This is a genomic window from Bacteroides xylanisolvens (genome assembly GCF_018289135.1).
Lineage (GTDB): Bacteria > Bacteroidota > Bacteroidia > Bacteroidales > Bacteroidaceae > Bacteroides > Bacteroides xylanisolvens.
The window spans coordinates 1,890,052-1,912,876 of sequence record NZ_CP072216.1 but is presented as its reverse complement, the minus strand read 5'-3'; the positions used below and the strand labels follow the sequence as shown (position 1 = coordinate 1,912,876).

At 44.2% G+C, this 22,825-nt stretch carries 25 protein-coding genes and 1 pseudogene; 14 read left to right on the top strand and 12 right to left on the bottom strand.

Annotated features, from left to right (window positions below; all coding sequences use genetic code 11):
• Positions 1–10 precede the first annotated feature (10 nt).
• Positions 11–2,320, top strand: a complete 2,310-nt coding sequence (locus tag INE92_RS08175; protein WP_211454367.1) for a type IV secretory system conjugative DNA transfer family protein — start codon at positions 11–13, stop codon at positions 2,318–2,320.
• 2 nt (positions 2,321–2,322) lie between these two features.
• Complete coding sequence (locus INE92_RS08170; RefSeq protein WP_022401458.1) at positions 2,323–3,021, top strand: TraX family protein; 699 nt, start codon at positions 2,323–2,325, stop codon at positions 3,019–3,021.
• On the opposite strand, the gene INE92_RS08165 is transcribed toward INE92_RS08170, so the two are convergent.
• A complete protein-coding gene (locus INE92_RS08165; RefSeq protein WP_022401457.1) occupies positions 2,999–3,619 on the bottom strand; it encodes a glucosaminidase domain-containing protein in 621 nt (206 codons plus the stop codon). The two genes, INE92_RS08170 and INE92_RS08165, sit on opposite strands and share 23 nt — an antisense overlap.
• Positions 3,620–3,703: 84 nt before the next feature.
• Here INE92_RS08165 and INE92_RS08160 point away from each other — a divergent pair, with 84 nt between their 5' ends.
• The 8 genes and pseudogenes from INE92_RS08160 to INE92_RS08125 all read left to right on the top strand — a co-directional run bounded on the left by INE92_RS08160 (position 3,704) and on the right by INE92_RS08125 (position 10,459).
• On the top strand, positions 3,704–4,489 hold the full coding sequence (locus INE92_RS08160) for a DUF4099 domain-containing protein (protein ID WP_057249820.1): 786 nt from the start codon (positions 3,704–3,706) through the stop codon (positions 4,487–4,489).
• A gap of 5 nt (positions 4,490–4,494) precedes the next feature.
• On the top strand, positions 4,495–5,763 hold the full coding sequence (locus tag INE92_RS08155) for a MutS N-terminal domain-containing protein (RefSeq protein ID WP_211454369.1): 1,269 nt from the start codon (positions 4,495–4,497) through the stop codon (positions 5,761–5,763).
• Positions 5,764–5,803: 40 nt separating this feature from the next.
• Positions 5,804–6,034, top strand: a complete 231-nt coding sequence (locus INE92_RS08150) for a hypothetical protein (RefSeq protein WP_022401454.1) — start codon at positions 5,804–5,806, stop codon at positions 6,032–6,034.
• Positions 6,018–7,354: pseudogene (locus INE92_RS08145) on the top strand (ArdC family protein). Before INE92_RS08150 ends, INE92_RS08145 begins: the two are co-directional and overlap by 17 nt.
• A gap of 29 nt (positions 7,355–7,383) precedes the next feature.
• Entirely contained in the window at positions 7,384–8,568 is a 1,185-nt protein-coding gene (locus INE92_RS08140) for a DUF3991 domain-containing protein (RefSeq protein WP_211454372.1), read from the top strand.
• Between the two features lie 5 nt (positions 8,569–8,573).
• Positions 8,574–9,317 (top strand): hypothetical protein, encoded by a 744-nt coding sequence (locus INE92_RS08135; RefSeq protein WP_211454375.1) that lies wholly within the window; start codon positions 8,574–8,576, stop codon positions 9,315–9,317.
• A 60-nt stretch (positions 9,318–9,377) separates the two neighbouring features.
• Positions 9,378–9,926 (top strand): type IA DNA topoisomerase, encoded by a 549-nt coding sequence (locus tag INE92_RS08130; RefSeq protein ID WP_211454377.1) that lies wholly within the window; start codon positions 9,378–9,380, stop codon positions 9,924–9,926.
• The gene (locus tag INE92_RS08125) at positions 9,923–10,459 is read left to right on the top strand and encodes a hypothetical protein (RefSeq protein WP_211454379.1); all 537 of its coding nucleotides are present in this window, start codon (positions 9,923–9,925) and stop codon (positions 10,457–10,459) included. Before INE92_RS08130 ends, INE92_RS08125 begins: the two co-directional genes overlap by 4 nt.
• Before the next feature lie 24 nt (positions 10,460–10,483).
• Here INE92_RS08125 and INE92_RS08120 read toward each other — a convergent pair whose 3' ends face one another.
• A complete protein-coding gene (locus tag INE92_RS08120; RefSeq protein WP_211454382.1) occupies positions 10,484–10,705 on the bottom strand; it encodes a hypothetical protein in 222 nt (73 codons plus the stop codon).
• Positions 10,706–10,807: 102 nt separating this feature from the next.
• Here INE92_RS08120 and INE92_RS08115 point away from each other — a divergent pair, with 102 nt between their 5' ends.
• From INE92_RS08115 to INE92_RS08100, 4 genes are read left to right on the top strand one after another with little or no spacing between them, the layout of a single operon-like run.
• On the top strand, positions 10,808–11,113 hold the full coding sequence (locus INE92_RS08115; RefSeq protein ID WP_211454384.1) for a hypothetical protein: 306 nt from the start codon (positions 10,808–10,810) through the stop codon (positions 11,111–11,113).
• A 35-nt stretch (positions 11,114–11,148) separates the two neighbouring features.
• Positions 11,149–11,385, top strand: a complete 237-nt coding sequence (locus INE92_RS08110; protein WP_211454386.1) for a DUF6926 domain-containing protein — start codon at positions 11,149–11,151, stop codon at positions 11,383–11,385.
• Positions 11,386–11,408: 23 nt separating this feature from the next.
• Positions 11,409–11,831: a PcfK-like family protein gene (locus tag INE92_RS08105; RefSeq protein WP_211454388.1), complete on the top strand. Its 423-nt coding sequence runs from the start codon at positions 11,409–11,411 to the stop codon at positions 11,829–11,831.
• A 4-nt stretch (positions 11,832–11,835) separates the two neighbouring features.
• Positions 11,836–13,113, top strand: a complete 1,278-nt coding sequence (locus INE92_RS08100; RefSeq protein ID WP_211454390.1) for a PcfJ domain-containing protein — start codon at positions 11,836–11,838, stop codon at positions 13,111–13,113.
• 67 nt (positions 13,114–13,180) lie between these two features.
• Here INE92_RS08100 and INE92_RS08095 read toward each other — a convergent pair whose 3' ends face one another.
• From INE92_RS08095 to INE92_RS08055, 10 genes are all read right to left on the bottom strand, one after another.
• On the bottom strand, positions 13,181–15,331 hold the full coding sequence (locus tag INE92_RS08095; protein ID WP_211454392.1) for a hypothetical protein: 2,151 nt from the start codon (positions 15,329–15,331) through the stop codon (positions 13,181–13,183).
• Entirely contained in the window at positions 15,291–16,349 is a 1,059-nt protein-coding gene (locus tag INE92_RS08090) for a hypothetical protein (protein WP_212702008.1), read from the bottom strand. Before INE92_RS08090 ends, INE92_RS08095 begins: the two co-directional genes overlap by 41 nt.
• 299 nt (positions 16,350–16,648) lie before the next feature.
• Positions 16,649–16,774, bottom strand: coding sequence for a hypothetical protein (locus tag INE92_RS27080; protein WP_262899016.1), 126 nt, complete (start codon positions 16,772–16,774; stop codon positions 16,649–16,651).
• Complete coding sequence (locus INE92_RS08085) at positions 16,771–17,277, bottom strand: phosphatidylglycerophosphatase A family protein (RefSeq protein ID WP_211454396.1); 507 nt, start codon at positions 17,275–17,277, stop codon at positions 16,771–16,773. Before INE92_RS08085 ends, INE92_RS27080 begins: the two co-directional genes overlap by 4 nt.
• A 1-nt stretch (position 17,278) precedes the next feature.
• Positions 17,279–17,455, bottom strand: a complete 177-nt coding sequence (locus INE92_RS08080) for a hypothetical protein (protein ID WP_211454398.1) — start codon at positions 17,453–17,455, stop codon at positions 17,279–17,281.
• A 64-nt stretch (positions 17,456–17,519) separates the two neighbouring features.
• Complete coding sequence (locus INE92_RS08075; RefSeq protein WP_211454400.1) at positions 17,520–20,204, bottom strand: calcium-translocating P-type ATPase, PMCA-type; 2,685 nt, start codon at positions 20,202–20,204, stop codon at positions 17,520–17,522.
• A gap of 35 nt (positions 20,205–20,239) precedes the next feature.
• The gene (locus INE92_RS08070) at positions 20,240–20,668 is read right to left on the bottom strand and encodes a hypothetical protein (RefSeq protein ID WP_211454403.1); all 429 of its coding nucleotides are present in this window, start codon (positions 20,666–20,668) and stop codon (positions 20,240–20,242) included.
• A gap of 34 nt (positions 20,669–20,702) precedes the next feature.
• Entirely contained in the window at positions 20,703–21,098 is a 396-nt protein-coding gene (locus tag INE92_RS08065) for a hypothetical protein (protein WP_211454405.1), read from the bottom strand.
• Between the two features lie 137 nt (positions 21,099–21,235).
• Positions 21,236–22,267: a PrsW family glutamic-type intramembrane protease gene (locus INE92_RS08060; RefSeq protein WP_211454407.1), complete on the bottom strand. Its 1,032-nt coding sequence runs from the start codon at positions 22,265–22,267 to the stop codon at positions 21,236–21,238.
• Positions 22,268–22,275: 8 nt separating this feature from the next.
• Positions 22,276–22,821: a DUF805 domain-containing protein gene (locus INE92_RS08055; RefSeq protein ID WP_211454409.1), complete on the bottom strand. Its 546-nt coding sequence runs from the start codon at positions 22,819–22,821 to the stop codon at positions 22,276–22,278.
• Between the last annotated feature and the right edge of the window lie 4 nt (positions 22,822–22,825).

Genomic DNA, 22,825 nt, shown 5'->3' with positions numbered 1-22,825 from the left:
ATTTTGAGCTATGGCATTTGAAGAAACAAGGGAACAGCAGCAGATGTATAACTACTTCCGTAGCTGCATCTACATCTTTCTCATCATTGAGATTATTATGAACCTGCCCATTACGGCAGACAACCGTGTTACGCAGTTCATTCTTGACCTGTTAGGCAGATTCCCCGTGTTCACGTCCGTTTCGGGTTGTAAGATGGTGGAACTGGTCTGCATCTGTGTGGTCTGCATCGGTACAAAGGCGAAGAAAGCATTGAAGTTCAATGTCAAGACAATGGTCATTTATCCTGTATTAGCCGGTCTGACCCTTGTCGGACTCTGCTTCCTCTTTCACAAGATGGACTTCGGAATGAGTTGGATGGGATTCCCTGCCAACCGTATTCTTTATGCCGTATGCTCAGTAGTTGGCACCATGTTGGTGCATCAAGGATTGGACGGCATTGCCAAGTATTACAACTATAAGGTTGGTGATGACCGTTTCAATTTCGAGAACGAGTCCTTCCAACAGTCTGAGGTACTTGCCAATAACGACTATTCGGTAAACATACCGATGATTTATTATTGGAAACGGAAGATGCACAAGGGATGGATCAATATCATCAACCCGTTCCGTGGCACGATTGTTCTCGGAACACCGGGTTCGGGTAAGTCCTTCGGTATCATTGACCCGTTCATACGGCAACATGCCGCCAAAGGTTTTGCCATGATGGTGTACGATTTCAAGTACCCCACATTGGCGAAAACGCTATTCTATCAGTTCTGTAAGAATCGGAAAGCCGGAAGGCTTCCTGCTAACTGTGGGTTCCGTACCATCAACTTCACGGATGTGGAATACTCTGACCGCATCAATCCGATACAACGGAAGTATATCCCTGACTTGGCGGCAGCTTCGGAAACGGCAGCTACCTTACTTGCTTCCTTAAACAAGGGAGGTGGAGAAAAGAAAGGCGGTTCGGAAGCGTTCTTCACCAATTCGGCAGAGAACTTCTTGGCGGCTATCATTTATTTCTTCGTAAACTTCCACCCTGTCGGGTTCAGAAATGGAAAGAAACTGAAACGCTATATTTTGCTGGAGGGAAAGAAATTGGAGATTGTCATTCGGAATTGGGATGACTTCAATGCCATAGACGAGAAGGGAAATGTGGTGCTGGACTTCGTGGATGAGAACGGCAATGATGTATCTACCGATGAAGATAGGATGTTTGTGGACTTGAACGGGTTTTCTTATAAAGACCGGACAAGAACACTTAGAAAAATAGACCGCTGTTGGTATGAGGATGAGCACGGAAACGAGGTTGAGCCGGACACCATCACAGGTGAGTTCTCAGATATGCCGCACGTACTATCATTCTTAGGCAGGTCATACGACCAAGTGTTCAACATCCTGATGCAGGATGATAAGATTGCATCCTTGATGGCTCCGTTCAAGAGTGCTTTCGAGAACAAGGCGAATGACCAGTTGGAAGGTATGGTGGGTACGCTTCGTGTCAATGCCGCAAGATTGGTATCTCCCGAAGCCTATTGGGTCTTTACAGGTGATGATTTTGACTTGAAGATTTCAGACAAGGAGCATCCGAGTTATTTGGTCATCGCAAATGACCCGGAAAAGGAACAGGTCATCGGTTCGCTGAACGCTTTGGTGCTGAACCGACTGATTACACGTGTAAACTCCAAGGGGAACATCCCGGTAAGCATCATCGTGGATGAGCTGCCCACTCTGTACTTCCATAAGATAGACCGTTTGATTGGTACGGCACGTTCCAATAAGGTTGCCGTGACCCTTGGCTTTCAGGAGTTGCCTCAGTTGGAAGCGGACTATGGCAAGGTTGGTATGCAGAAGATTATCACTACCTGCGGTAACATCTTTATGGGAGCGGCACGTAACAAGGAAACCTTGGAGTGGGCGCAGAATGATGTGTTCGGCAAGGCGAAGCAGACCTCACGCTCCATCTCCATCAATGACCAAAAGGTATCTACTACCATCTCCGAGAAGATGGACTACCTTGTTCCGGCAGCCAAGATAGCGGATATGGCTACGGGATGGCTGGCTGGTCAGGCGGCACGTGACTTTACCGCCACCAATGACAAGATGCTTGACAACTTCGACATAGAGCAGTCGGAGGAGTTCAAGACCACGAAGTATTTCTGCAAGACGCACTTTGATATGAAGAAGATTAAGGCGGAGGAAGACCACTATGTGGCTCTGCCCAAAATCTATGAGTTCAAGAATGACCGGGAGAAGGAGATTATGCTGAACCGCAACTTCAAGCGTGTCAATCAGGAGGTGGAGGATATGGTTAAGGAACTGCTTGGAATGAGTTGATTATGGAAGGACTTGCGAAGATACCCACCTTTAGCGGTAGCACGTTGAAGATTATCGCCATTATATCTATGGTGATAGACCATTGTGCCTATTTTCTGATGGAGAACGGCACACTACTTTACAATGCCATGCGCTGTGTAGGTCGAATCGCCTTTCCTGTGTTTGCTTTCTTGATTGTGGAAGGTTTCGGTTATACACATAACCGAAAGAGGTACTTTGCACAGCTATTGGTATTTGCCGTTATCAGTGAAGTTCCTTGGTATCTGCTGAATGGAGCGGACGGTACGCACAACGTAATGTTCACGTTGGCTTTAGGCGTGATAGCTTTGGCGGTATTGGAGAAATTGAAAGAGAATAGCATCCTTTGTGGGGTGGCTATTCTCTCTATTGCTTGCTTCGCCACTTGGTCTGGAACGGATTATGAGTGGCGAGGAATATTGATAATTGTCGTTTTCAATCTGTTACGGAATCAAAACAAGATTCTTCCTTTTCCCTATGGTCGGATAATGCAGATACTTTGCGCTTTCCCATTGATGATGCACTATGGTAGCATCGGTGCTTTGCTGGCTTGCATGGTCATCTTCTTATACGATGGCACAAGGGGATTTATCAAGGGCAATGCAGCCAAGTATGGATTTTATGCTTTCTATCCGATGCACTTGCTACTAATATGGTGCGCTATAACATTTTTAGCACACTGATAACTGCCGGAATATAATCAGGTGCTTCCGCATACCCAATCTTTTTTAACCAAAGCAGATAGTTCCCATCTTCTCGTTTGTACTTGTACTGCACCTTGGTATAGTAGGCGCGGACACTTTCCGACCAATGGGCAAACTCATAATACTTTCCGGTACGTGGATTGGTCAGCCCAAAGAGGTTGTGCCTATCCCTACACAGTGGTGAGGTAAACCATCCTGTTTCCAAAATGGCTTGTGCCAATACCACTTTCGGATATAGGATGCCGTTCTTCTTGATTTCCGTATAGAGGTTGGGAATCGTCAATTCAGGAAGATGCCCGTTTGATTTAACCCGTTTGAATTTTTGGGACGTCTTACCGTCCACTTTTTGGGTACATAGACGTTTGTTTGTTCTAATATACGATTGAACTTTCAATGTATCTTTCGGTTCATTATTTGAGCCTATTTGTGTTGTATCCTTCTTATTATCAATAGCCTTTTCTTTGTCGTTTGCCCGAATCGACTCAATTCTTGCCTCTTTCGTTATCGTATAGAACTGTGCCGATGCCATGCCCGGCATCAGCATCAAGAACATCGCTGTCAGAATAGTGTTGCGCATTTCTTTTCCGGAATTTGATGTGGGTAATTTTGTGACATCCAAGCGGTAACGACACCGCAAAATTAACAGTTCAACATCATTCAAATGGAATTACACAACAGAAATTTATCCGAAATGCTGCCCTACGAGAAGTTGGCGGTATTGGGCATCGACCGTAAGAAAGCGGATTTGTTGCCTCAGGAGGTAAAGGAAAAACTGGCTTCCGGCGAGGTCACTCCGCTGATGCAAGTCTCTATCAACGCCCGTAATGGCGACATCATCACCTTGCCGGTTAAGTTACAGCTTACTGCCGACAAAAACGGTAATCCTGCCCTTATCGCCTATCCGGTCAGAGCGGCGCTTGAAGTGGAGCGTAACAAGGTTCTACGCTTAACCGAGCAGGAAGCCATCCGGCTACGGAATGGCGAGGTGCTTCAAAAAGCCGTGGAGGTAAACGGCGAGAAGACAAAGCAGTACCTCCAATTAGACCCTGAAACCAAATCGGTCATCCATCGTAAAGTGACGGACATCCAACTGGAGCAGAAACTCAAAGACATGGAAAAAGTCAATGACATCGAGTTGGGCACCCTGCAGAAGCAACAGGTTCGTGAGGGCAAGCCCATCGAACTCAATGTAGGCGGTGAGAAGGTTTCCGTGGGTGTGGACTTGAAAGAACCGCAAGGCTTCAAGGTCATCCAAGGCGATATGAAAGAGTGGGAACGGCAGCAGAAGCTCCGTTATGACGAGCAGCATCCTGAATACTTGGGTCTGGTAATGACAGACAAGAACCGTTGGGAATACCAGAAGGTCGTGGATGCCCAATCCAAGGAACGTGCCATCCACCTTAAACCCTCCCGTGAGGAAAAAGCAAACAATATCCTTAAACGCTGACGGTCATGGCTAAGAAAACAGACAAAGAGCCGGATGCCGGACTCCTGAGACAATTTGACTCTCTGAAACAAAAGCATCCCGATGCGATGCTCCTTTTTCGGGAGGGCGATTTCTACCGGCTCTACAAGGAGGATGCTGTTAAAGCCGCCTTGATTCTCGGCATAGCCACGGCAGACAAGCTGACTTCGGGCATTGAGAAGAAGATAAAGACCGCTGAGTTCCCTACGGTTGCATTGGACACTTATTTGCCCAAACTCATCCGTGCCGGAGAACGGGTCGCCATCTGTGACAAGCTTGAAGTCGTAGAGAAAGTAAGGAAGAACGAAGAACCAACCCTATCAAACAATACCAATATGGCAAAGAAGAGTAAAGAGAAGAAAGAGAAGGCTGTGCAGGAAGAGCCTGCCAAGACTGTGAAGAACACAGCCGGGGAGAAACCTGCCAAGGAGAAAAAGGTGGAAGCGCAAGCGGAAGCCAAGAGTGAACAGAAAGCCGAGGCGAAGCAGGAGAAGAAACCACGCGAGCCTCAGATGGTAACTGCTGCCGGCGAGAAAGTGACCCACGGTCACGCTTACCAAAGCAAAGCCAACCCCGAAGAGTGGTATTTCACCGCCAAGATGGACGGTAAACAGTTGAAGCCACAACGGATGGACGCTACCGACTTAGCCGCCTACCAGAAGAAGGAAATGACGGTGCCCCAGTTGATGGAACGCTATTATCCGACCAAACTGATGCCAAAGGTGTCGGAGGAATCCTTCAAGATGCCCAAGTCCATTGCCGGACCGGAAGGCAATATCTCCGTGGAGAAGTTCAATGTCTATAAGGAGAAGGACGAGCAGCGTGCCGATTATGGCAAGTACAAGTTCTATGCGCAAATCGGTGACTCCAAGATGTCGGCTGTCGCTTCCCGTCAGGACTTGAACGCCTACTTCGATCGGGTGATGACTCCTACTCAACTTGTAGAAAAGAACTTCGGGGAACGCCTGCACTTGAAATCAGCCTACGAGAAGTACCAGCTTCCCGAAGGCATAGACCCGAAAGGTGTGCGTGTGGCGAAAGACCGTGGTGACAACAAGTGGAAGGTGTCCGTGGATATGGGCGACAAGGGGCGCACCACCAAGCATGAAATCTCCTTTGATGACGGCTATTCCCTTTTCAAGGCAAAGACCGCCACACGGGAACAGATTGCAGCGAAGTATCTCAATACGGAAATCAGCGGTATGCTTGCTGCAAAGAGTGTCAAGGTGGAGAAATCCGCATCCATGAAAAGGTAACTAATCAAACAACAGTTTAACGATAAAAGAAAAACTATATATGAACAAAAAGATGAAGCATGAGGAGTTGGTGGAACTCCTTCAGGAGGGCAAAATCGGTTATCTCCGTTTTGTCCTGGAGAGTGAGAACGAACAGGGTTATTTAGAGTGGTGCCGTACCCACGGTACAGACCCCTCGGACGAATCCGCAGAGTTTTATATCGAGCAGACGGACATCGAGCAGATGGACCGTCAGGTAATGGATGACGAGGACTATGGCATCTGGAACTAGTTACAATCCGTCAGCTTCGGGCAATGCCGGTCAGGTCGCTCTGGATAAGTTCGCGGCGATGATGATTGACCGCATGGAGCAGATGAAAGCCTCCGACTGGAAGAAAGGCTGGATTGGTGGTGCTTCGGGTTATGCCGGCTTGCCGCAGAACGTGGGCGGCAGGAACTATTCCGGTTCCAACTCGCTATTCTTGCAACTACATACGGCGGCGAATGGGTATGACCTACCTGTCTATCTGACTTTCAAGCAGGCGCATAACCTCAAAGCCCACGTCCTGAAAGGAGAAAAGGCGTTTCCCGTGGTCTATTGGGATATGCTGGTAAAGGACAAGAACGGGCAGAAAATCAGTTCGGATAATACCGTGCCATGAGTCGGGAGGAGCGGAAAGATTTGGAAGCGATTCCTTTTATCAAGGCTTTTCCGGTTTACAATGTCGCACAGACCAATCTGGCAGAGATACAGCCGGAGCGTATGCAAAAGCTGTTGGAGAAGTTCAAAGTGCCGGAGCTTAGAGACACTGAAGGTATGTATGCCCATGCCGCCCTTGACCGTATGGTGCAGACCCAGGGATGGCTCTGTCCGATACAGGCGGACAAACGAGTGGACGGTGCTTATTATTCTCCCTTGGCAGACAGGATTGTTGTTCCCATGAAGGAGCAGTTCAATATCGGCAAAACTCCGGAGGAAGTCTATCGTGGCGGTATGGAGTATTATTCGACCATGCTACACGAAATGACCCACTCGACCATGACGGCAGACCGACTCAATCGTGAGATAGGTGGCAAGTTTGGAGATCCGAAATATGCGAAGGAGGAACTGGTGGCGGAACTGACGGCTGCCATGATCAGCCACTCGATGGGATTCGATTCCAAGATAACGGACAACTCCGCCGCCTATTTGGACTCGTGGATTGGTGTCCTGAAGAAGGAACCTAAGTTCATTGTTTCCATTATGGCAGACGTAAACAAGGCATCCGACCTCATACTTGACCACGTGGACAAGCAACGGTTGGCATTGGGCGAACAACCTTACCTTGCCAAGAACGACCCGTTTACTCCAATGGATCCAAGTGAGGAAGTCCCTTTCAAGAATGCCGCCATTATCAAGACCCGTTCCGGCGATTATGCTATCCGTGTCTCATACGATGGTGTGGAGTTGGGATTGAAGAAAGTCACCAAAGACACGGCAAAGACCTTCTTCCAGCTTACTGACCAGAAAGATAAGACAGCGTTCCTGAATATGACGGCACGAAAGACTTACGAGCCGGAGTTGACTGTGATACGGAGAAATCAGAAAGTAAGCACGGGTATTTCTCTTTGATTGGGGGTTATCACTAATACAGACAGATGATGAGTGATTACAAAGTAAACTTCAAGGAGATGAAATCCCGTGTGGGTGTGGATGACATCGCCTATGCGTTGGGGTATCGTCTGGACCGGAAAGCGGGTGTGGGTCGGTACATTGAACTGGTGCTTGGTGAAGGCAATGACAGACGTGACACCATTATCGTCAGCCATCCGCATAACAAGGTGGCCCAGACTTTCTTCCGCAGGGATGGCTCCAAAGGCGATGTGGTCACTCTCATCCGTGAGAATCTGAATTCATTCCTGGTATCGGGTAAGGACGATTGGCAAAAGATTGCCAAGGTGATGGCACGCTTTGCCAATATGCCCGAACCCGAATATCGGGAAGATAGAGAATATATCAAGTCCATCAAGCATGATGCCGTATTCGATGAGTCGCGTTATGAGGTCAAGTCGATTGATACCAACAAGATTCCGAGATTATTTTCTCAAAGAGGCATATCCGATGATACAGTGAAAGAACTATCTTCTTTTATTTCTCTTGTCAGGGATAAGCAGAATGGAAAGTTTGAAGGTTACAATATCGGTTTCCCTTATACGAATGAGCATAGTGATGAAGCCAACGGCTACGAGATTCGTGGATATGGCGGTTACAAGTCCAAGGCGGCCGGTACGGATTCTTCCTCTTCGGCTTGGGTGGCAGATTTGACAGGTGGCAATCATGAGGCTGTCCGAAGCGTGTTCTTCTGTGAGTCGGCTCTTGATGCGATGGCTTTCTATCAGATGAACAAAGTTCAATTAGGTACGGATATGGCTTTGGTATCATTGGGTGGTACGTTCTCTGACAAGCAGATAACCGGAACGATGGCTCGTTTCCCAAATGCGAGGGCATTTGATTGTTTCGACAATGATTTAGCCGGACGTATCTACGGATTGCGTATGATGGCAATTTTAGAGGACATTCCGATGAAAATCACTCGCACAGACAATAAACTGCAAGTGGAAGCCAAAGGAAAATCCTTTGAATTGAACACGGAACGCTCTTTAACGGCACAGGTCAGTGAAAAGCTATCCATCCGTTACAAGATGGGGCAATGGCTACCGCCCAAGGCTTTCAAGGATTGGAACGATTGCTTGATGAACAAGCCAATGGCTCCGATACTCTCTCCGCATAAGGAGGAACGTGAACAAAACTTGACTGAACGCAGAAATACGGGCCTTAAAATGTGAAGTATATGCAAAGAATAAAATCAAAAGTAGCGGCATTGGCCATTCTATCAGCTTTCCTGATGAACGGTTTGCCTACATTCGCCCAACAGACGGATCCGGCTTTGACGAGTGCGGTGATTGCCCAGACGGTGGAGTTGAAGAATATCCACAAGCAACGTAAGAAAAGACAGGAACAGATTATCGCCGCTGAGACAGCCGTGACCCTGGCTCTCGACCGTGTTCACTCTGTAGAGAACAAGATGCTGGAATACCTATCCAATGCACAGGGTGCGATGCAGAACCTCTATCAGATTAAACGTGCAGGGGAATTGGTTACGGTTGAAATACCCAAAAACTGTAGCTTGTTGACGAAATCGGTGGGTCGTAATCTGAAAGGCACGGCTATTGCCGCCATCGTGTCGGATGAACTGACGGATGCGGCTACGCAGATGGCTGCACTCTATCCCTTTATGAAGCAGTTGGTGACTTCGGGTAGCTATAACGTGCCAGGTGGGGACGGGAAGAATGAGAAGCACAAGGTGAACTTGTTGAACTCTTCCGAGCGGTACTACATCGCCAACGAGGTGGTGACCCGTCTGGAAGCCATCAATACGGATTTGTTTATCCTGGCATGGCAGGTTCGTACCTTATCTTGGAATGACCTTTGGTTCTCTCTTGACCCGGAGGGTTGGGCAAGTGTGATGTCCGGCAAGAATATCATCAACGGCATCGTATCGGAATGGAATCAAGGGTATCTGCTTAAATGGTAATTAAAATGCAATTAGAATAATAATCGAACATCGTATGAATAACATTCAAATAGTATGACAATGGCAACAGAAAAGAAAATTATAGGTAGCTGCCCCCTCTGTGGCGGTAACGTGGTGAAGACCTGCAAGGGGTATCGCTGTGAGAATAATATGGGAGAGAATCCCTCGTGTGTGCTGAACATCAATGCCATTCTTGGCAACCGCAAGATGGCGGATAACGAGATAGCGGAGTTGTTGGAGAAGCGTAGTGTATTGTTGGACGGCTTCGCCACCAAGGAAGGTAAAATCTTTCCTACCGTGCTTGAACTGGCTGATGACGGGAACATCAATATGCGAGCGGTTATCGGCAAATGTCCTCATTGTGGCGGTGAAATCTGTGTGGGCAGCCGTGCCTTCAACTGCTCGAACTATGGCAATAAGGAAGCTCCCTGTTCGTTTGCCATTTGGCGCAATATCGGTGGGCATCAGGTGACTTTGGCTGAAGCCAAGGAGCTTTGCGAGAAAGGTATCACTTCTACAGAACTGGAGATGTATCGTGAGGACGGTGCGATTTATCGCAAGCGTCTGGGGGTGGTCTCTCCTGACAAACTCCAAATCGTGAAGATATGAGACCGGGTACAAGATTAGCCATTATATTGGCTTCAATTATTCTGTTTTGGAGTGTCGTTGGGTATTTGGTATTCCGTGGCGATAATCCTAAGAAGCGTGCTGTAGAGGTTGCGGAACTTGCATTGAAGGCTTCGGTGGATAATCCGAAGTCTGTCAAGATTATCGGTATCAGCCAGCCGGATTCCGTGTTTGGCAGGGAGTATATCACGATGGACGAGAAGATGTCTATCTCTATGGCGATGATGAAAATCAATGAGAAAGTGATGAATCTTACTGACGGGTTGGAGAATTTCAATCCTGACGATAAGGAGATTTCCGTGCTGATGGAGCGTCAGATGGAGGCGATGTCTGTGCTTCGTTCCCTGACTCCGCAAGTAAATGATGGTGTTACAAAATCATTTACGGGTTGGAAGGTCAAGATTGAATATGAGGGTATAGATTCTGGCGGCAAGTCCTATCACTCTGAGTATTGGTTCATTCTTGATAAGAAGGCTCAATGTGTCATCAAATCATTTGAGATTCCTCTGATGTAAATCCATACAGCAAATACTTTTTCTTTATCCCCGGCATCCGGGACCAATGTGGTCAAGGGTGTCGGGGATTTTTGTGCCTGTTATCTTCATTCGGTCATCCGCGCTCCCGGTTCTATTTTCCGATACAAAGTAACGGAGGGCGGTGCCGACAGCAAATGCCGTTGCACTTGGCTGCACGGAAAGCGGACGGCAGCCTTCCGCAATTTGTGCCCAATTGGGTATTCCGTCTCTTTCCGCTTGCCACATTTGCCTTACGTCCCTTGTTCCCTCCGTATTGTTGGCATCGTAAAAATCACCCGGGAGCGAGAAGCCAAAAGGCTTCAAACAAAAGGGGAAAAATTAAAACGTATGGCTATCACACTTAAAGACAGAAAAGAAGCGGTAAACCTCAGAGGGAATGTTTACGAACTGACCCTATTGTGGAACAGAGAGGCCATCCGCAGATGTGCTTTCGGTATGGCTCCCGATTATGCCCATATCCGTAAGGACGGCAAGAACTTCGCCTGCATTACTTGCTACTCCAATGATACAGGCTTTTCGGTGGAGTGTTTCCATCGCTTGTTGGTTAAGCCGGAGTGGAAAGTGTTGTTCCGTAGTGAGGACATCAATACCATTCCATTGGAGGAACTTTTGGAGAGGTTGCCGATATGGTAACAATCAGAATATAGGAACTTATAAATACATCAGCTATGAACTTTACAATAGAATGCATCCCAACTTGGGCACTTTGCTACCTTATCAACTCCGACCCGACCGGACTGACAGATGAGGAAATTGAAATGATTGACAAGTGGCACACCGCCAACAACGTGATGAATGTTTGCACCGCATCCGAACAAGAGGGAGAATGTTATCCATACTTTTCACATTGTCCGGCTTTCGGATTGGCTACCGAAGTGATTGACTGCCACGTGATGATATTGTAGAACACTATTAAATACAGACATATATGAAAGGAACAGAGCAATTCAAGGAGATTATCAAGAACTATCTTGACAATAGGGCAAAAGAGGATGAACTCTTCCGTGCCAAGTATAAAACCACCACACGCACCATTGACGATATTGTGAACTATATATTTTCAGAGGTACAAAAGTCTGGTTGTTGTGGCTTTGCTGACGAAGAAATATACTCAATGGCGGTTCACGTAGTGGATGAGCCTACTTTGGAAATCGGCAAACCAACATCTTGTAATGTTGTAGTGAACCATCATATAGACTTGACTGAGGAGGAAAAGGTAGCACAGCGTGATTTGGCATTGAAACGCTACCAAGAGGAGGAGCTTCGCAAGATACAAGCCAGGAACTCCCGACCCAAGCCAAGCAAGCCCAAAGTTCCCCAACAAGCCGAGTTATCACTATTTGATTTGTAAGTGTATGAAGCCGAGAAATAAGTTCGAGAAATTGGTGGCATCTTCCAACAAGGAGCTGACCGTCATCGGCTCTAAAGCCGTGGAGTGGGCAGTAAGAAACGCAGTGAAGCATATTGCGTTCCGTACATCCGAGCATAATTGCACGTGTGGCGATTGCGGAGAGAAGTTTGACTATAAGGGAAAAGGCAAGTCTGTCCGTTGCCCCCATTGCGGACACCGCTTGCAAGTGGCTGATACGTTAAAACGCAAGCATCAAGAGAAAAGCTACTTTTCTACCCTTGAAGCTATCGGGAACTTACAAGTGCAAAGGACATTCTTGCTGACTGTCATATACTGCAAAGGGAAGCAGATGGATTTCTACTATGATGAAATATGCCGTCTGTGGCTCAATGCCAAAGGACAGATGGCGGTTACTTCAAGACAGAGACTTCAAAGCTATTATCGGGACTGCTTTAATTTTGCCACTCCGATAGAGTTGAGAGGTATGTCTGATGTTCATATGGTCATATCCGATGCCTATATCTATCCTTATTATTCAGCTCTTCCCGAATTGAGACGGAACGGAATGAAAGGCAAATTGCCGGACTGCCATCCGTTCAAGCTGATGAAGTCCCTATTGTCCGACCATCGGATGGAAACAATGATGAAAGCGAAGGACTACAAGGCGGTTGAGTATTTTACTTATCACGCTTTAGACCTTAATAGCTGTTGGCAGTCGTACAAGGTGGCTTCAAGGCATCATTACCGGATTGAGGACTTTGGTACTTGGTGCGATACCATCCGCTTGCTTGACAAGTGCGGAAAAGACATCCGCAATGCCAAGTACATCTGTCCGATAAACTTGAAAGCCGAGCACGACCATTGGTTGAAGAAATCCATTGTCATAGGACAAAGACGCAGGGATATGGAGCGGATGGCTAAAGCCAAGACATACGAAGCCGAGTTTTACAAGAACAAGTCCTGCTTCTTTGGCATTGTCATCAGTGATGAAGATATAGAGATTTCCGTGTTGGATTCGTTAGAGGCTTACAAGGAAGAGGGCAACAAGATGAAGCATTGTGTGTTCCAATGTGAATACTATGCCAAGACGGACTCCGTTATTCTGTCGGCTCACGACCATTTGGGTAATCGCATTGAAACCGTTGAGTTCAGTTTGAGCCAAGGTAAAGTGGTTCAGAGCCGTGGGGTATGCAACAGCAATACCAAGTATCACGATAGGATTATCCGTTTAGTGAATGACAATGCCCACCGCTTCTTGGAGGCAAAGAGGGCATCCGCATAAGTTTCTTTATATATGTTGAAACTCCGACTTCCGCCGTGAGGCGTGGGTCGGAGTATTCTACACTATATCATAGCCAAGTATGCCAATTGTCACAAGAGATTTTGATGTTTTTTGCCGTAGTTGTATTACCGTAATGTTTTATAATTGTTCGAAGATTTCCCAATATATATTCCGCTTCGGCTTTAGCTTCGTCTGTCTGAAGCATAGCTAATGCCTCTTTGATTTCTGTTTGATATATTTCTTCCGTTTTTTTATGTCCGATGGTAGTTTTATAATCATATAAAAAGCCATACGCTTCTACATAATTATCTTTCGACCAATAATCCAGCCAAGGTTCAAATAGACCAACATATTCCCCTCGCCAGTATTGAGTCAAAGCCCAGCACTCTTCGAAAGAATTTCTGCGGCCTATTGCGTATTTCAGTCGTGCCATACCGCGTATATCATTATTCTTTCCATATTTTATCTGATTTTTTAAATCCAGCATCTTTTTAGCAAACTGATACTTAACTCGCTGTGACTCTTGTAAAGGCTTCTTTATAGTTTGACTTTCATATTCATATTCCCAATCTGAATAATCGTATTTGACCCATCTGTTGGGATAGGCATAAAATGGGTCTCGATTAAGATAACTATAAATATTCATAGTTCGGATATACTCTTCAGACACATTCGCAAAATACCGGATAGCTCTTTGGTAATTTTCCTCACGGAGGGCAAGAGTCCCTATAATTTCATTGAGATAGTCAGCATCTGTTCGCGCGTATCGCTTAAGAAAAGCATACAGCTTAGTATCGGTCTTTATGCCTTGCTTTACTGAGATTAGTTGGTCAGATGAAAGCGAACCCATAAGCTGGAATGAGAGTGAACGATAATCTATAGGATTCCATTGTTGTTCATCCTTTCGCATCTCGGCAATTGTCTGGGTTTTAATCGCATCCGGCCCAAAGACAAACCATCCATTTGCACCAACTTCCAAATGGTGTTGCTTTGAAGAAAGCATATTGTCTGCATAACTACATAGCAATATGGCTGTAGTGTAATCTCCTTTATTCCACAACTTTGGTACAAGACTGGAATAAACAATGTTTTGCATCATTCTGCTCCATTCTTTTGCGTCTGGAGAAAGCATATCCGTTTTCGATTCAAGCCATTTCATATCTGCCAAAAGCGATGACAAATTCCCATTTTCTGCATCCATCTTTATACGATAGGCACGGGCATGGTCGTGCAAATCATCCGATGAAAACTTATTTTGTAAAGCCCTGTGAATATGTTGTGAAGCCATATGATAGTTAGAATAATACTCACCATACATATATGCTAAAGCAAACTCCCAGTCTCCACGATTTTCTAAGACCTTTTGCTTAAGCAGATGTTCTGCTACAGATTTTATCGCACAGAACTTTGCTGAGTCGTTAGCAAGGGTTTGAATATAGGATAACATTTCGGGGTTATCAGGATTATGTTCAGCCATAAAGGTGATAGGGTCATCTGATTTTATGGAATAAAAGTCACCTGAACGGGCAAAGTATTCGTTTGACATATCTATGTTTCCAAGTTGAGACCAACACCCTGCCACATACCCCATAGCCATACGTTTGAACAGATTGCAGTCGGCAAATCCTTGAAAGGCTTTGTCGAAATACGCGATGCATTCATCGTAACAACGCGATGCAAAAAGGGCACGTACTCCTTGTAAAGCATAGCGGTCCTTAATGCGAGTACCCTTGTAACTATTGCATATATTGATAATTGTCTGGAAGTCACCAACCTCATCGTATGTATCTCTGGATGATGGGTAGTACCATGGAGAGTTTATTTCATTTCGTCGTTTTTCTAAATTCTTTGCGGTACACAGAAAATCTGCTAATTCATAGTCTGTGGTATTTTGCAGATAGACATAAAAGAGATTGTCTGTACGGATTGGAGTATAACCATAAACGATTTGATTAAGCAATTCACCATCATCCTCATATACGACTTGTTCTATATCTTTTAGCGGTATTCTGTTGGATGTAAGCTGTTGCCACAATCGCAGATTTTCTTGTTTATAAAAATCACGACTCAACAAACCGTCCCAATTGGAAGTGAAAAATTTGGGAGTGGGTATAATTGGTGGATATGGGCCACAAGCAACAGCATTAAAAGATGTAGCAAGTAACAAAATGGCAATGCTACTGATTTTCAAGGTTGGAAAAGATATTATTGATTTCATTATCTGTATATTTTGAAAAATTGCGCAAATCGAAATGATATAGAATGTTGCTATGGTTTGAAATTCGTTGTTCTATCATAGTCTTTACACGTATGATGTCTTGGTATTCGGATGTTTCCACTCTTATTTCATCCCCTTTCCGTATAATCATTTCCTTATAAGGATAATCTTCAAGGCATTTGTAGGTATGATGCCTTGAAGAAGGCTTGAACTTTGTGGTATCAAATACTTCTACTCCATTTAACAAACCGACAAACTGGCGTTTGTGAAATAACAATTGCCAAGAGTAGGTAGGGTATGCTACATCAAGGTGTAACGGATAGTCGTCTAGATGTTTCAGATAGGGCATAATATCCTTTTCATTCAAAATGGAATTATCAGCATCGGGGTCACTGAAATTTCCTGTATTATAGACCATAAGAACACCATAGTCAACCGGGGGAGTTTCCCGAGAGAGCTGATGTAGTCTGATGGTGGAACTAAGATTCCATTTCAAATTCTGTTGTTTAATTTCATACCTCACCGAGTCGCATAATGAAAAGAACGACCGTTCGGTAGAGGTTGTCCAGTCACAATCCAGTTGTAAGCCAGACACATTGGGCAGTGCATTATACGAACACATATTCTTGACACGTGTTACGATATTTTTAGCAAGTCTTCCTTCGTGTCCTTTCGCTTCTTTTAATGCGTTCAATGTAATATATACAGTGGGAACAAATTCTACGCTATTTAATGAATCTTTTAATATGCAATAGGTCTCTTCAGGAATCCTTACCGAAGCGTTAGGTACAGTCTTATCTCCATAAGCGAGATTATCCACTGACACGTCAAACATACGCAAATAAATACGACCTATGTTGTGCTGACGTATATATGCAAAATCGGAAGAATCCGGTGCAAATACCGTCTTCCAATAATAAACGCTATTTTTCTCAGAGTGAGAAAAATTTGTTTTGTATTCGGACGAGCAACTACAAAACATTGTAAATGTGACAAGTAATAAAAATAGATATTTCATATCTACGAAGGGTTGAAGATTATATTTGTCATCACTAGTGTCCCGTTAAAATCTTGCATGTATCAATTTTGAGAATAATAAATTCATAACTAACTGATATTGAATATAGAGTATTCTTTCGAAAATACATGATTTTGGATTTTTTCGTTTCAAGTCCGTTTACTTTTGTTTTTGAAGTAAATAATTAAGCACCAGTTATATATAACGGCTATTGAGAAGTTTTACGGGACACTAGTGATTTGTCATGTTTCATACATCCTATCAATTACTATTTCCCAAATAGAGATTTAAGGATAGTCTTACCTATTTTTTCTTTCAATTCCTGCTTTTGAAGTAGAAATCCCTGTTTTACGAGCAATTTTCTGTTTTGCTTGCGTAATACCTAATGGTCTCTTTAATGAGAATGATAATCCTGGGATTTTCATAGACAAATATATTTTATAATAATTATAATAACAAGAGCATAGCTACCTGCTAATATGTCATCCAACATCACGCCCCATCCTCCGGGCATTATCTGTTCTACTTTTCTACACCCTAAAGGCTTAAAGATGTCAATTATACGAAAGAGGGCAAATCCAATGAATGCAAGTCCCCATGTATATTCACCGCACGGAGCAGCTAAAAGCGGAATCCATGTGCCAACATATTCATCAATAACAACCGCACGTGGATCTGTCCCCCAATGCTTCTCCATAACATTTGAAGTCCATACTCCAACAAAAGTTATAACTACGATTAGAGCAAGTGTAACCCAAAAGAGAGTTGCTGGTAATAGGACAAGATAAAGGGCATACCATATCACTAAAGCTATAAAACCTGCAAAAGTACCAGGTGCCCCGGGGAAGAATCCGCTTCCAAACCCCGTAGAAATAATTACATGTAACCAAGGTGCTTTTCCCAAGGAATGATTGTTATTGTTGCTCATACTATTTCTCAAATATAATTTTCAGAATGGTCTTTCCAATCTTACGTTCCAACCCAGACTTTGAAGTCGGGATTCCTGTCTCACGTGCAATGTTGCGTTTCACTTTTGTAATGCCCAATGCTCTTTTCCATGAAAAAGATAGCCCAGGAATACCAAGATGTATTTTCTTTCTTGCCATTCTATGCTATTTTGAAAAGTACGGGCATGCCCTCAATCAGAATCAGGCATACCCATACATTATTTTATTTTCTTGTTATTAGATGCCAACCTTCACGAGCCCAAAGTACAAGAGAAGATCCCAAAATAATGATTATCCAGTCTTGCAGGCTCAATCCGCATACATTAAAGAACTGCTGCAAGCCGGGAAGTTCCACCATCGCAATCTGACCAACCAAAATAATGGCAACAATAGTAAGCAAACCCTTGCAACTCTTGAAATGCAATGCACTTCGGCCAGTCTCAAATGCCCGTGCATTAAACAGGTAGAAGAAGTGGGTCATCACAAAGATAGTGAAGAGCAATGTAAGCTCATATGTCGTCACATGTCCCTTCTCGCCCAACTGAAGCGACAAGAGGTCGGTGAGCTGGTGTACATCTGCATGCTGGAATATATATAGCAATCCAAGCAGCATGAAGAAGAAGAAGCCGCCCACACCCACAATGTTGTAAATCATCTGCTTGTTGAGAATGAAGGCATTACGGTCGCGTGGCTTGTCGCGCATCACGCTTTCTGAAGGAGGAAGCGAAGCCAAGGCCATTGCCGCAAACGTATCCATAATCAAGTTAATCCACAGCATTTGAGTCACCGTCAGCGGGCTTTCTGTTCCCATAAACGCACCGAAAAGCACAAGGAAGCAGGCTGTCACGTTCACTGTAAGCTGGAAGAGCAGGAAGCGCTGTATGTTCTGATAAAGGGAACGTCCCCACATGACTGCCTTGCCTATGCTTGAGAATGAATTGTCGATGATGGTGATGTCCGACGCTTCTTTGGCTACCGAAGTACCGTCACCCATCGACAAGCCTACGTGTGCCGAATGCAATGCGGGAGCATCGTTTGTACCGTCACCCGTAACGGCTACCACCTGATTCTTCTTTTGCAGAGCCTCCACCAAGCGTTTCTTGTCCATTGGACGGGCACGTGCTATAATCTTCAAGTCCAAAACACGGTCGAGCAGCTGCTCGTCGGTGAGGGCAGCAAATTCCGGACCGGTAATGATGTTGCGGTCGGTATCGGCGGAAGTCCAAAGTCCTATCTGACGACCGATTTCCTTGGCAGTGCCCGGAGTGTCGCCCGTCACAATCTTCACGGTGATTCCTGCATCCAGACACTCCTTCACGGCAGCGGGCACATCCGCACGAACCGGATCGGCTATGGCTGCCACACCAATAAACTTAAGAGCGGAGGCTTCAACCTTACCGTTGCTTATCACAGCATCATCGCCTTCCAACACTTGATAAGCGAAGCCCAATGTGCGCATCGCGCGCTCCTGATATGCAAGAAGCTGCTTGTCAACTGTGGTTTTGTCCACATCCGTATTGCTGCACAAGCCGAACACTATTTCCGGTGCACCTTTCACATAAAGCACCTTCTTGCCCGGAACTGCAGCCGACTCCACTACAGTGGCCATATACTTGCGCTCAGTGGTGAAAGGAAGCTCTTCCACTACACTTATGTTTTCACGTATAGTGCGATAATCCACATTCTTGCCGTTCATCCAAAGCAGCAATGCACCTTCTGTAGGATTACCCAACACCTGTAGTTTCCTTGCATCCGAGAAATCAATTGAAGCGGTAGAGTTGACCGCCATTCCCTCATAAATCACATTTTCAGAAATCGCATTATCATATACCTTAATCTCATCAACACTCATTTGGTTTTGAGTCAAAGTGCCCGTCTTGTCGGTACATATCACAGTTGTGGCACCCATTGTCTCGCAAGCGTGCATCTTGCGTACAAGATTGTTGGTGCGCAACATACGGCGCATGGAGTAAGCCAGCGAGAGTGTTACTGCCATCGGTAATCCTTCGGGCACAGCCACAACCACCAGCGTAACGGCAATCATCAATGTCTGCAATACATAAGCGATAAACGGAGTTACCAGCTCCCATGAGCCGAAACAATCCGTACCGTTGCTGAACAGATAGACAGCGATGCGGCCCACAATAATCAAAGCAGCAAATCCGTAACTTATCTTTGTAATCCAGTCGCTCAGACCATCCAACTGCTCGTTGAGCGGAGTTTTCACACTGTCGTCAATCTGAGCGGCCTCAAATACCTTGCCCTGCTCAGTTCTGTCGCCTACGGCAAGTACACGAAACGCCCCATGTCCTTCCATAACCTTAGTACCTTTCATCACGTGGTTGGTTGGGTAAGTGGCATTCTTGTCGAAATTCTCTTCATTGACGCTCTTACCGCATACAGGCTCACCAGTCAATGTCGACTCGTCAAGATGCAGCTGCACCGCTTCCAGAAGTTCGCCGTCGGCAGCAACTTCCTCGCCAGTATTGAGGATAACTATGTCGCCCACAACCACGTCCTTACGTGGAATCTGAGTGACATTACCATTGCGGATAACTTCTACCGGCTCATCATCGTTCACCTGATTGAGGATGGTAAATTCCTTGTCGGCTTGAAGTTCGAAGTAGAACGCCAAACCTGTAGCCAGCAATATGGCAACAAAGATTCCTGCAGGTTCAAAGAAAACTTCTCCTCCTTGTCCCAAACCAAAGTATTCATAAAATGAAATACCGACAGACAATGCTCCAGCAATCATAAGGATGATGATGAGCGGGTCTTCAAATTTTTCAAGAAACTGTTTCCATAGAGGATCTTTCTCGGGTGGTGTGAGAATATTCGCACCATGCATTTCGCGGCTGTCGTTAACCTCTTTATCGGTTAAGCCTGTGTAATGTTGTTTTTGTTCCATCTTAAATGAATTTATATATTAAAATATGGTCATTATTATCTATCATTCTCAAATTCTTTGGCTGATATGGATGGACCTAAGCCACTTCCATAGGAAGACATTTGAAAAGTCATTTCACCTTCTGTCCATTCTGTATCATTACAAGTTACAGAGAATTTGCCACCATCATGATATGAACTTTGTTCATATCTTGTTGCTTTGATTTTTAATTTGAATGTACCGCTTTTACTAAAAGAGACCGTTCTTGATGAATGTGCTGGTAGTGAGACAATTGTGTACAATCCTCCAAGAGAATATACGATTCTCAAAGTCATTGTATAATCAGAACTATTCTTAAATGTAATAGAAGCCGTGTTCTTTTGAACACTATATCCATAATTGGAATATGCAGATTGAGCTACTAATGTTGATGAATTCATCAACATTATAGCCATTAACATTGTAATTAAAAAATTCGCTTTCATTTCTAATATACTCTATCCGTTATTAAATTGGAATTTATTTTCTTTTAGGAACATATGTTTTATTCCCTTTACTATTTATGTAGTACTGCCCGCCACGACTGCCTGTATGAATAGCTCTACCTGAACCATAATTGTAAGCACTAGAAGAATAGTCTCTTGCTCGACTACCATACGAACCAGTGTAACTGTTCACGTTGCCACTTGTCGAATAGTTGTCATGGTTAGTGCCGTTGTTTGATGTCTTATAATGACCTTGCACATAAGTTCCATCTTTTCTTGTGTAACCTTGTTGGTAACGGACAGATGTGTTTGTGCCACCTATTCTATACGAAGAATTCGTCTTGGTGGTAGTAGTACCAAAATAATTCTGAGCATTTGCTCCGAATACGCTACTAATGGCGATAACTGCTGTCAAAATAATCTTTTTCATTTTCTATTCAGTTTAATTGTTTTACTTTTGATGATGCAAAGTTACCTCCATATTTGCTGGCATATCAGATTTCCATAATGTTACAGCCATTACATCAAATTGCTTTCAAAAATAGGGTGCAAGGTTCTATGTATCTTTTATTGTCTCAATTTTGACTGATAATTAACTCCTTGTTTTAGATAGACCATGAGAAGCATTAAACCTACGAAAACCATGATGAGTGAAACTCCCCAAAAGTTTGAGAGAGAATCATATAAACCATGGATAATAGCCGGAACCGAAATAGCCAAAGTGTATAGTCCTCGTCTATATTTAGGATATAAGTGGGCAAAAGCAAGGAAATATCCTGCAATACCACACCAACAAGCATGTAAAAAAGGAAGGCTAGTCAATCTGGCTATATTCAAAAAGAAAGACACATCGTATGTTTGCTCTGCGTTTACTGTTATCTGATAGCCTACACCTTCATATACGCCAAATGCGATTCCTGACATAAGGCCATAAAAGACCAATGTTTGAGGGATCAAAGGTTCTTTGGCTTTTCTCAAAATGAATAAAAGAGGCAAGAGCTTTACTAATTCCTCGGTTAACCCAACCCCAAATATAAAGCCTAAAAGATTTACAGGAAACTGTGTTTCTGTAAATGCATAAAAAGGATTTAGGTTGGGAATTCCTGTAAAGTCCCATAATGTAAACACAAGAATTTGCGTTGGGAAAAACACGGATAAAGTAGTTTTCAAACTTACTTGTTGCGTCTTGAAGCAAGTATAGAAAAACAACCCCCAAATGACAGAAAAGTACAATGACACTTCATAAAACAACAAAACGCCACCCAAAGGAATGTTCATGATAACCATTGGTAACAAACCGACGACTGCCAAAATCAAAAATCTCTGGTCTGTAAGGAATGATTTGGAAAGCATGGTTGTCTTAGGGAATATCAACTCAGAGCCAATCATATTTAATTGAGATAAGATATTTCCCTTATTCGTTACTTTCGGTTTCAATCCGCATTGTTTCAGATAGTAGCCAACGGTATGCTCCTGCAAGTCGCCATCTTTTATAGCTTTATCTTGCACGAGCACTTGACCTTGATTGACATACGAAAGCAAAACACTTTCTGTATAAGGACCGAATTTTTGGTTGTTGCGGATGATGTATATATTCATGTCTTGTCTTATGAGAAAATATCTCTTCCTTTAGGGTCACTTCCATACTCGTTGTCGCATTCCTCTCCATCCCCGAAGAACATCCATAAGGCATAGAAGGGAATTAACTGATACCATCCAGAATTACCTCTGTCGTGACAACGCTTTGCTCCTTGTGCCCAAATAAACCATAACGCAGGGAAAAACAAAAGCAAATAAAATAATGCCATATTTTCAGACACTTGATTCTCTGGCGTTATATTGATAGGAAGAAACAAAACATACACTAACAGGTATGACAGTCCATACTCTAAGCGTCTTATCCTTCCCTTAAAAGAAAATGGATGTTGAAACATTCGTTGCTTTTGGGGAGTGTTTATTAGGTTAGAATGGTTCGTGTCACCCTCATTAAGAGTAACGTTATGATTTACTTGTTCTTCATCTTTCTCTAATATGATGCCTTTCTTCATGTATTGAGGACAAGAGGTTTGGTCATATATCGGGAAGGAAGATAGAAATTTGCACACACCTTCATTGAAAGATTTACATTGAGAGCATTGATCTTTTATCGCCATAAGT

Bases quoted from the DNA above. Each gene is read 5' to 3' on its own strand.
- INE92_RS08100 (WP_211454390.1), top strand. From the start codon at position 11,836: ATGAAGCCGAGAAATAAGTTCGAGAAATTGGTGGCATCTTCCAACAAG.
- INE92_RS08140 (WP_211454372.1), top strand. From the start codon at position 7,384: ATGAGTGATTACAAAGTAAACTTCAAGGAGATGAAATCCCGTGTGGGT.
- INE92_RS08070 (WP_211454403.1), bottom strand. From the start codon at position 20,668: ATGAAAGCGAATTTTTTAATTACAATGTTAATGGCTATAATGTTGATG.
- INE92_RS08080 (WP_211454398.1), bottom strand. From the start codon at position 17,455: ATGGCAAGAAAGAAAATACATCTTGGTATTCCTGGGCTATCTTTTTCA.
- INE92_RS08130 (WP_211454377.1), top strand. From the start codon at position 9,378: ATGGCAACAGAAAAGAAAATTATAGGTAGCTGCCCCCTCTGTGGCGGT.
- INE92_RS08105 (WP_211454388.1), top strand. From the start codon at position 11,409: ATGAAAGGAACAGAGCAATTCAAGGAGATTATCAAGAACTATCTTGAC.
- INE92_RS08170 (WP_022401458.1), top strand. From the start codon at position 2,323: ATGGAAGGACTTGCGAAGATACCCACCTTTAGCGGTAGCACGTTGAAG.
- INE92_RS08055 (WP_211454409.1), bottom strand. From the start codon at position 22,821: ATGGCGATAAAAGATCAATGCTCTCAATGTAAATCTTTCAATGAAGGT.
- INE92_RS08075 (WP_211454400.1), bottom strand. From the start codon at position 20,204: ATGGAACAAAAACAACATTACACAGGCTTAACCGATAAAGAGGTTAAC.
- INE92_RS08150 (WP_022401454.1), top strand. From the start codon at position 5,804: ATGAACAAAAAGATGAAGCATGAGGAGTTGGTGGAACTCCTTCAGGAG.
- INE92_RS08085 (WP_211454396.1), bottom strand. From the start codon at position 17,277: ATGAGCAACAATAACAATCATTCCTTGGGAAAAGCACCTTGGTTACAT.
- INE92_RS08175 (WP_211454367.1), top strand. From the start codon at position 11: ATGGCATTTGAAGAAACAAGGGAACAGCAGCAGATGTATAACTACTTC.
- INE92_RS08165 (WP_022401457.1), bottom strand. From the start codon at position 3,619: ATGCGCAACACTATTCTGACAGCGATGTTCTTGATGCTGATGCCGGGC.
- INE92_RS08160 (WP_057249820.1), top strand. From the start codon at position 3,704: ATGGAATTACACAACAGAAATTTATCCGAAATGCTGCCCTACGAGAAG.
- INE92_RS08115 (WP_211454384.1), top strand. From the start codon at position 10,808: ATGGCTATCACACTTAAAGACAGAAAAGAAGCGGTAAACCTCAGAGGG.
- INE92_RS08090 (WP_212702008.1), bottom strand. From the start codon at position 16,349: ATGAAATATCTATTTTTATTACTTGTCACATTTACAATGTTTTGTAGT.
- INE92_RS08155 (WP_211454369.1), top strand. From the start codon at position 4,495: ATGGCTAAGAAAACAGACAAAGAGCCGGATGCCGGACTCCTGAGACAA.
- INE92_RS08065 (WP_211454405.1), bottom strand. From the start codon at position 21,098: ATGAAAAAGATTATTTTGACAGCAGTTATCGCCATTAGTAGCGTATTC.
- INE92_RS08095 (WP_211454392.1), bottom strand. From the start codon at position 15,331: ATGAAATCAATAATATCTTTTCCAACCTTGAAAATCAGTAGCATTGCC.
- INE92_RS08120 (WP_211454382.1), bottom strand. From the start codon at position 10,705: ATGTGGCAAGCGGAAAGAGACGGAATACCCAATTGGGCACAAATTGCG.
- INE92_RS08135 (WP_211454375.1), top strand. From the start codon at position 8,574: ATGCAAAGAATAAAATCAAAAGTAGCGGCATTGGCCATTCTATCAGCT.
- INE92_RS27080 (WP_262899016.1), bottom strand. From the start codon at position 16,774: ATGAAAATCCCAGGATTATCATTCTCATTAAAGAGACCATTAGGTATT.
- INE92_RS08110 (WP_211454386.1), top strand. From the start codon at position 11,149: ATGAACTTTACAATAGAATGCATCCCAACTTGGGCACTTTGCTACCTT.
- INE92_RS08060 (WP_211454407.1), bottom strand. From the start codon at position 22,267: ATGAATATATACATCATCCGCAACAACCAAAAATTCGGTCCTTATACA.
- INE92_RS08125 (WP_211454379.1), top strand. From the start codon at position 9,923: ATGAGACCGGGTACAAGATTAGCCATTATATTGGCTTCAATTATTCTG.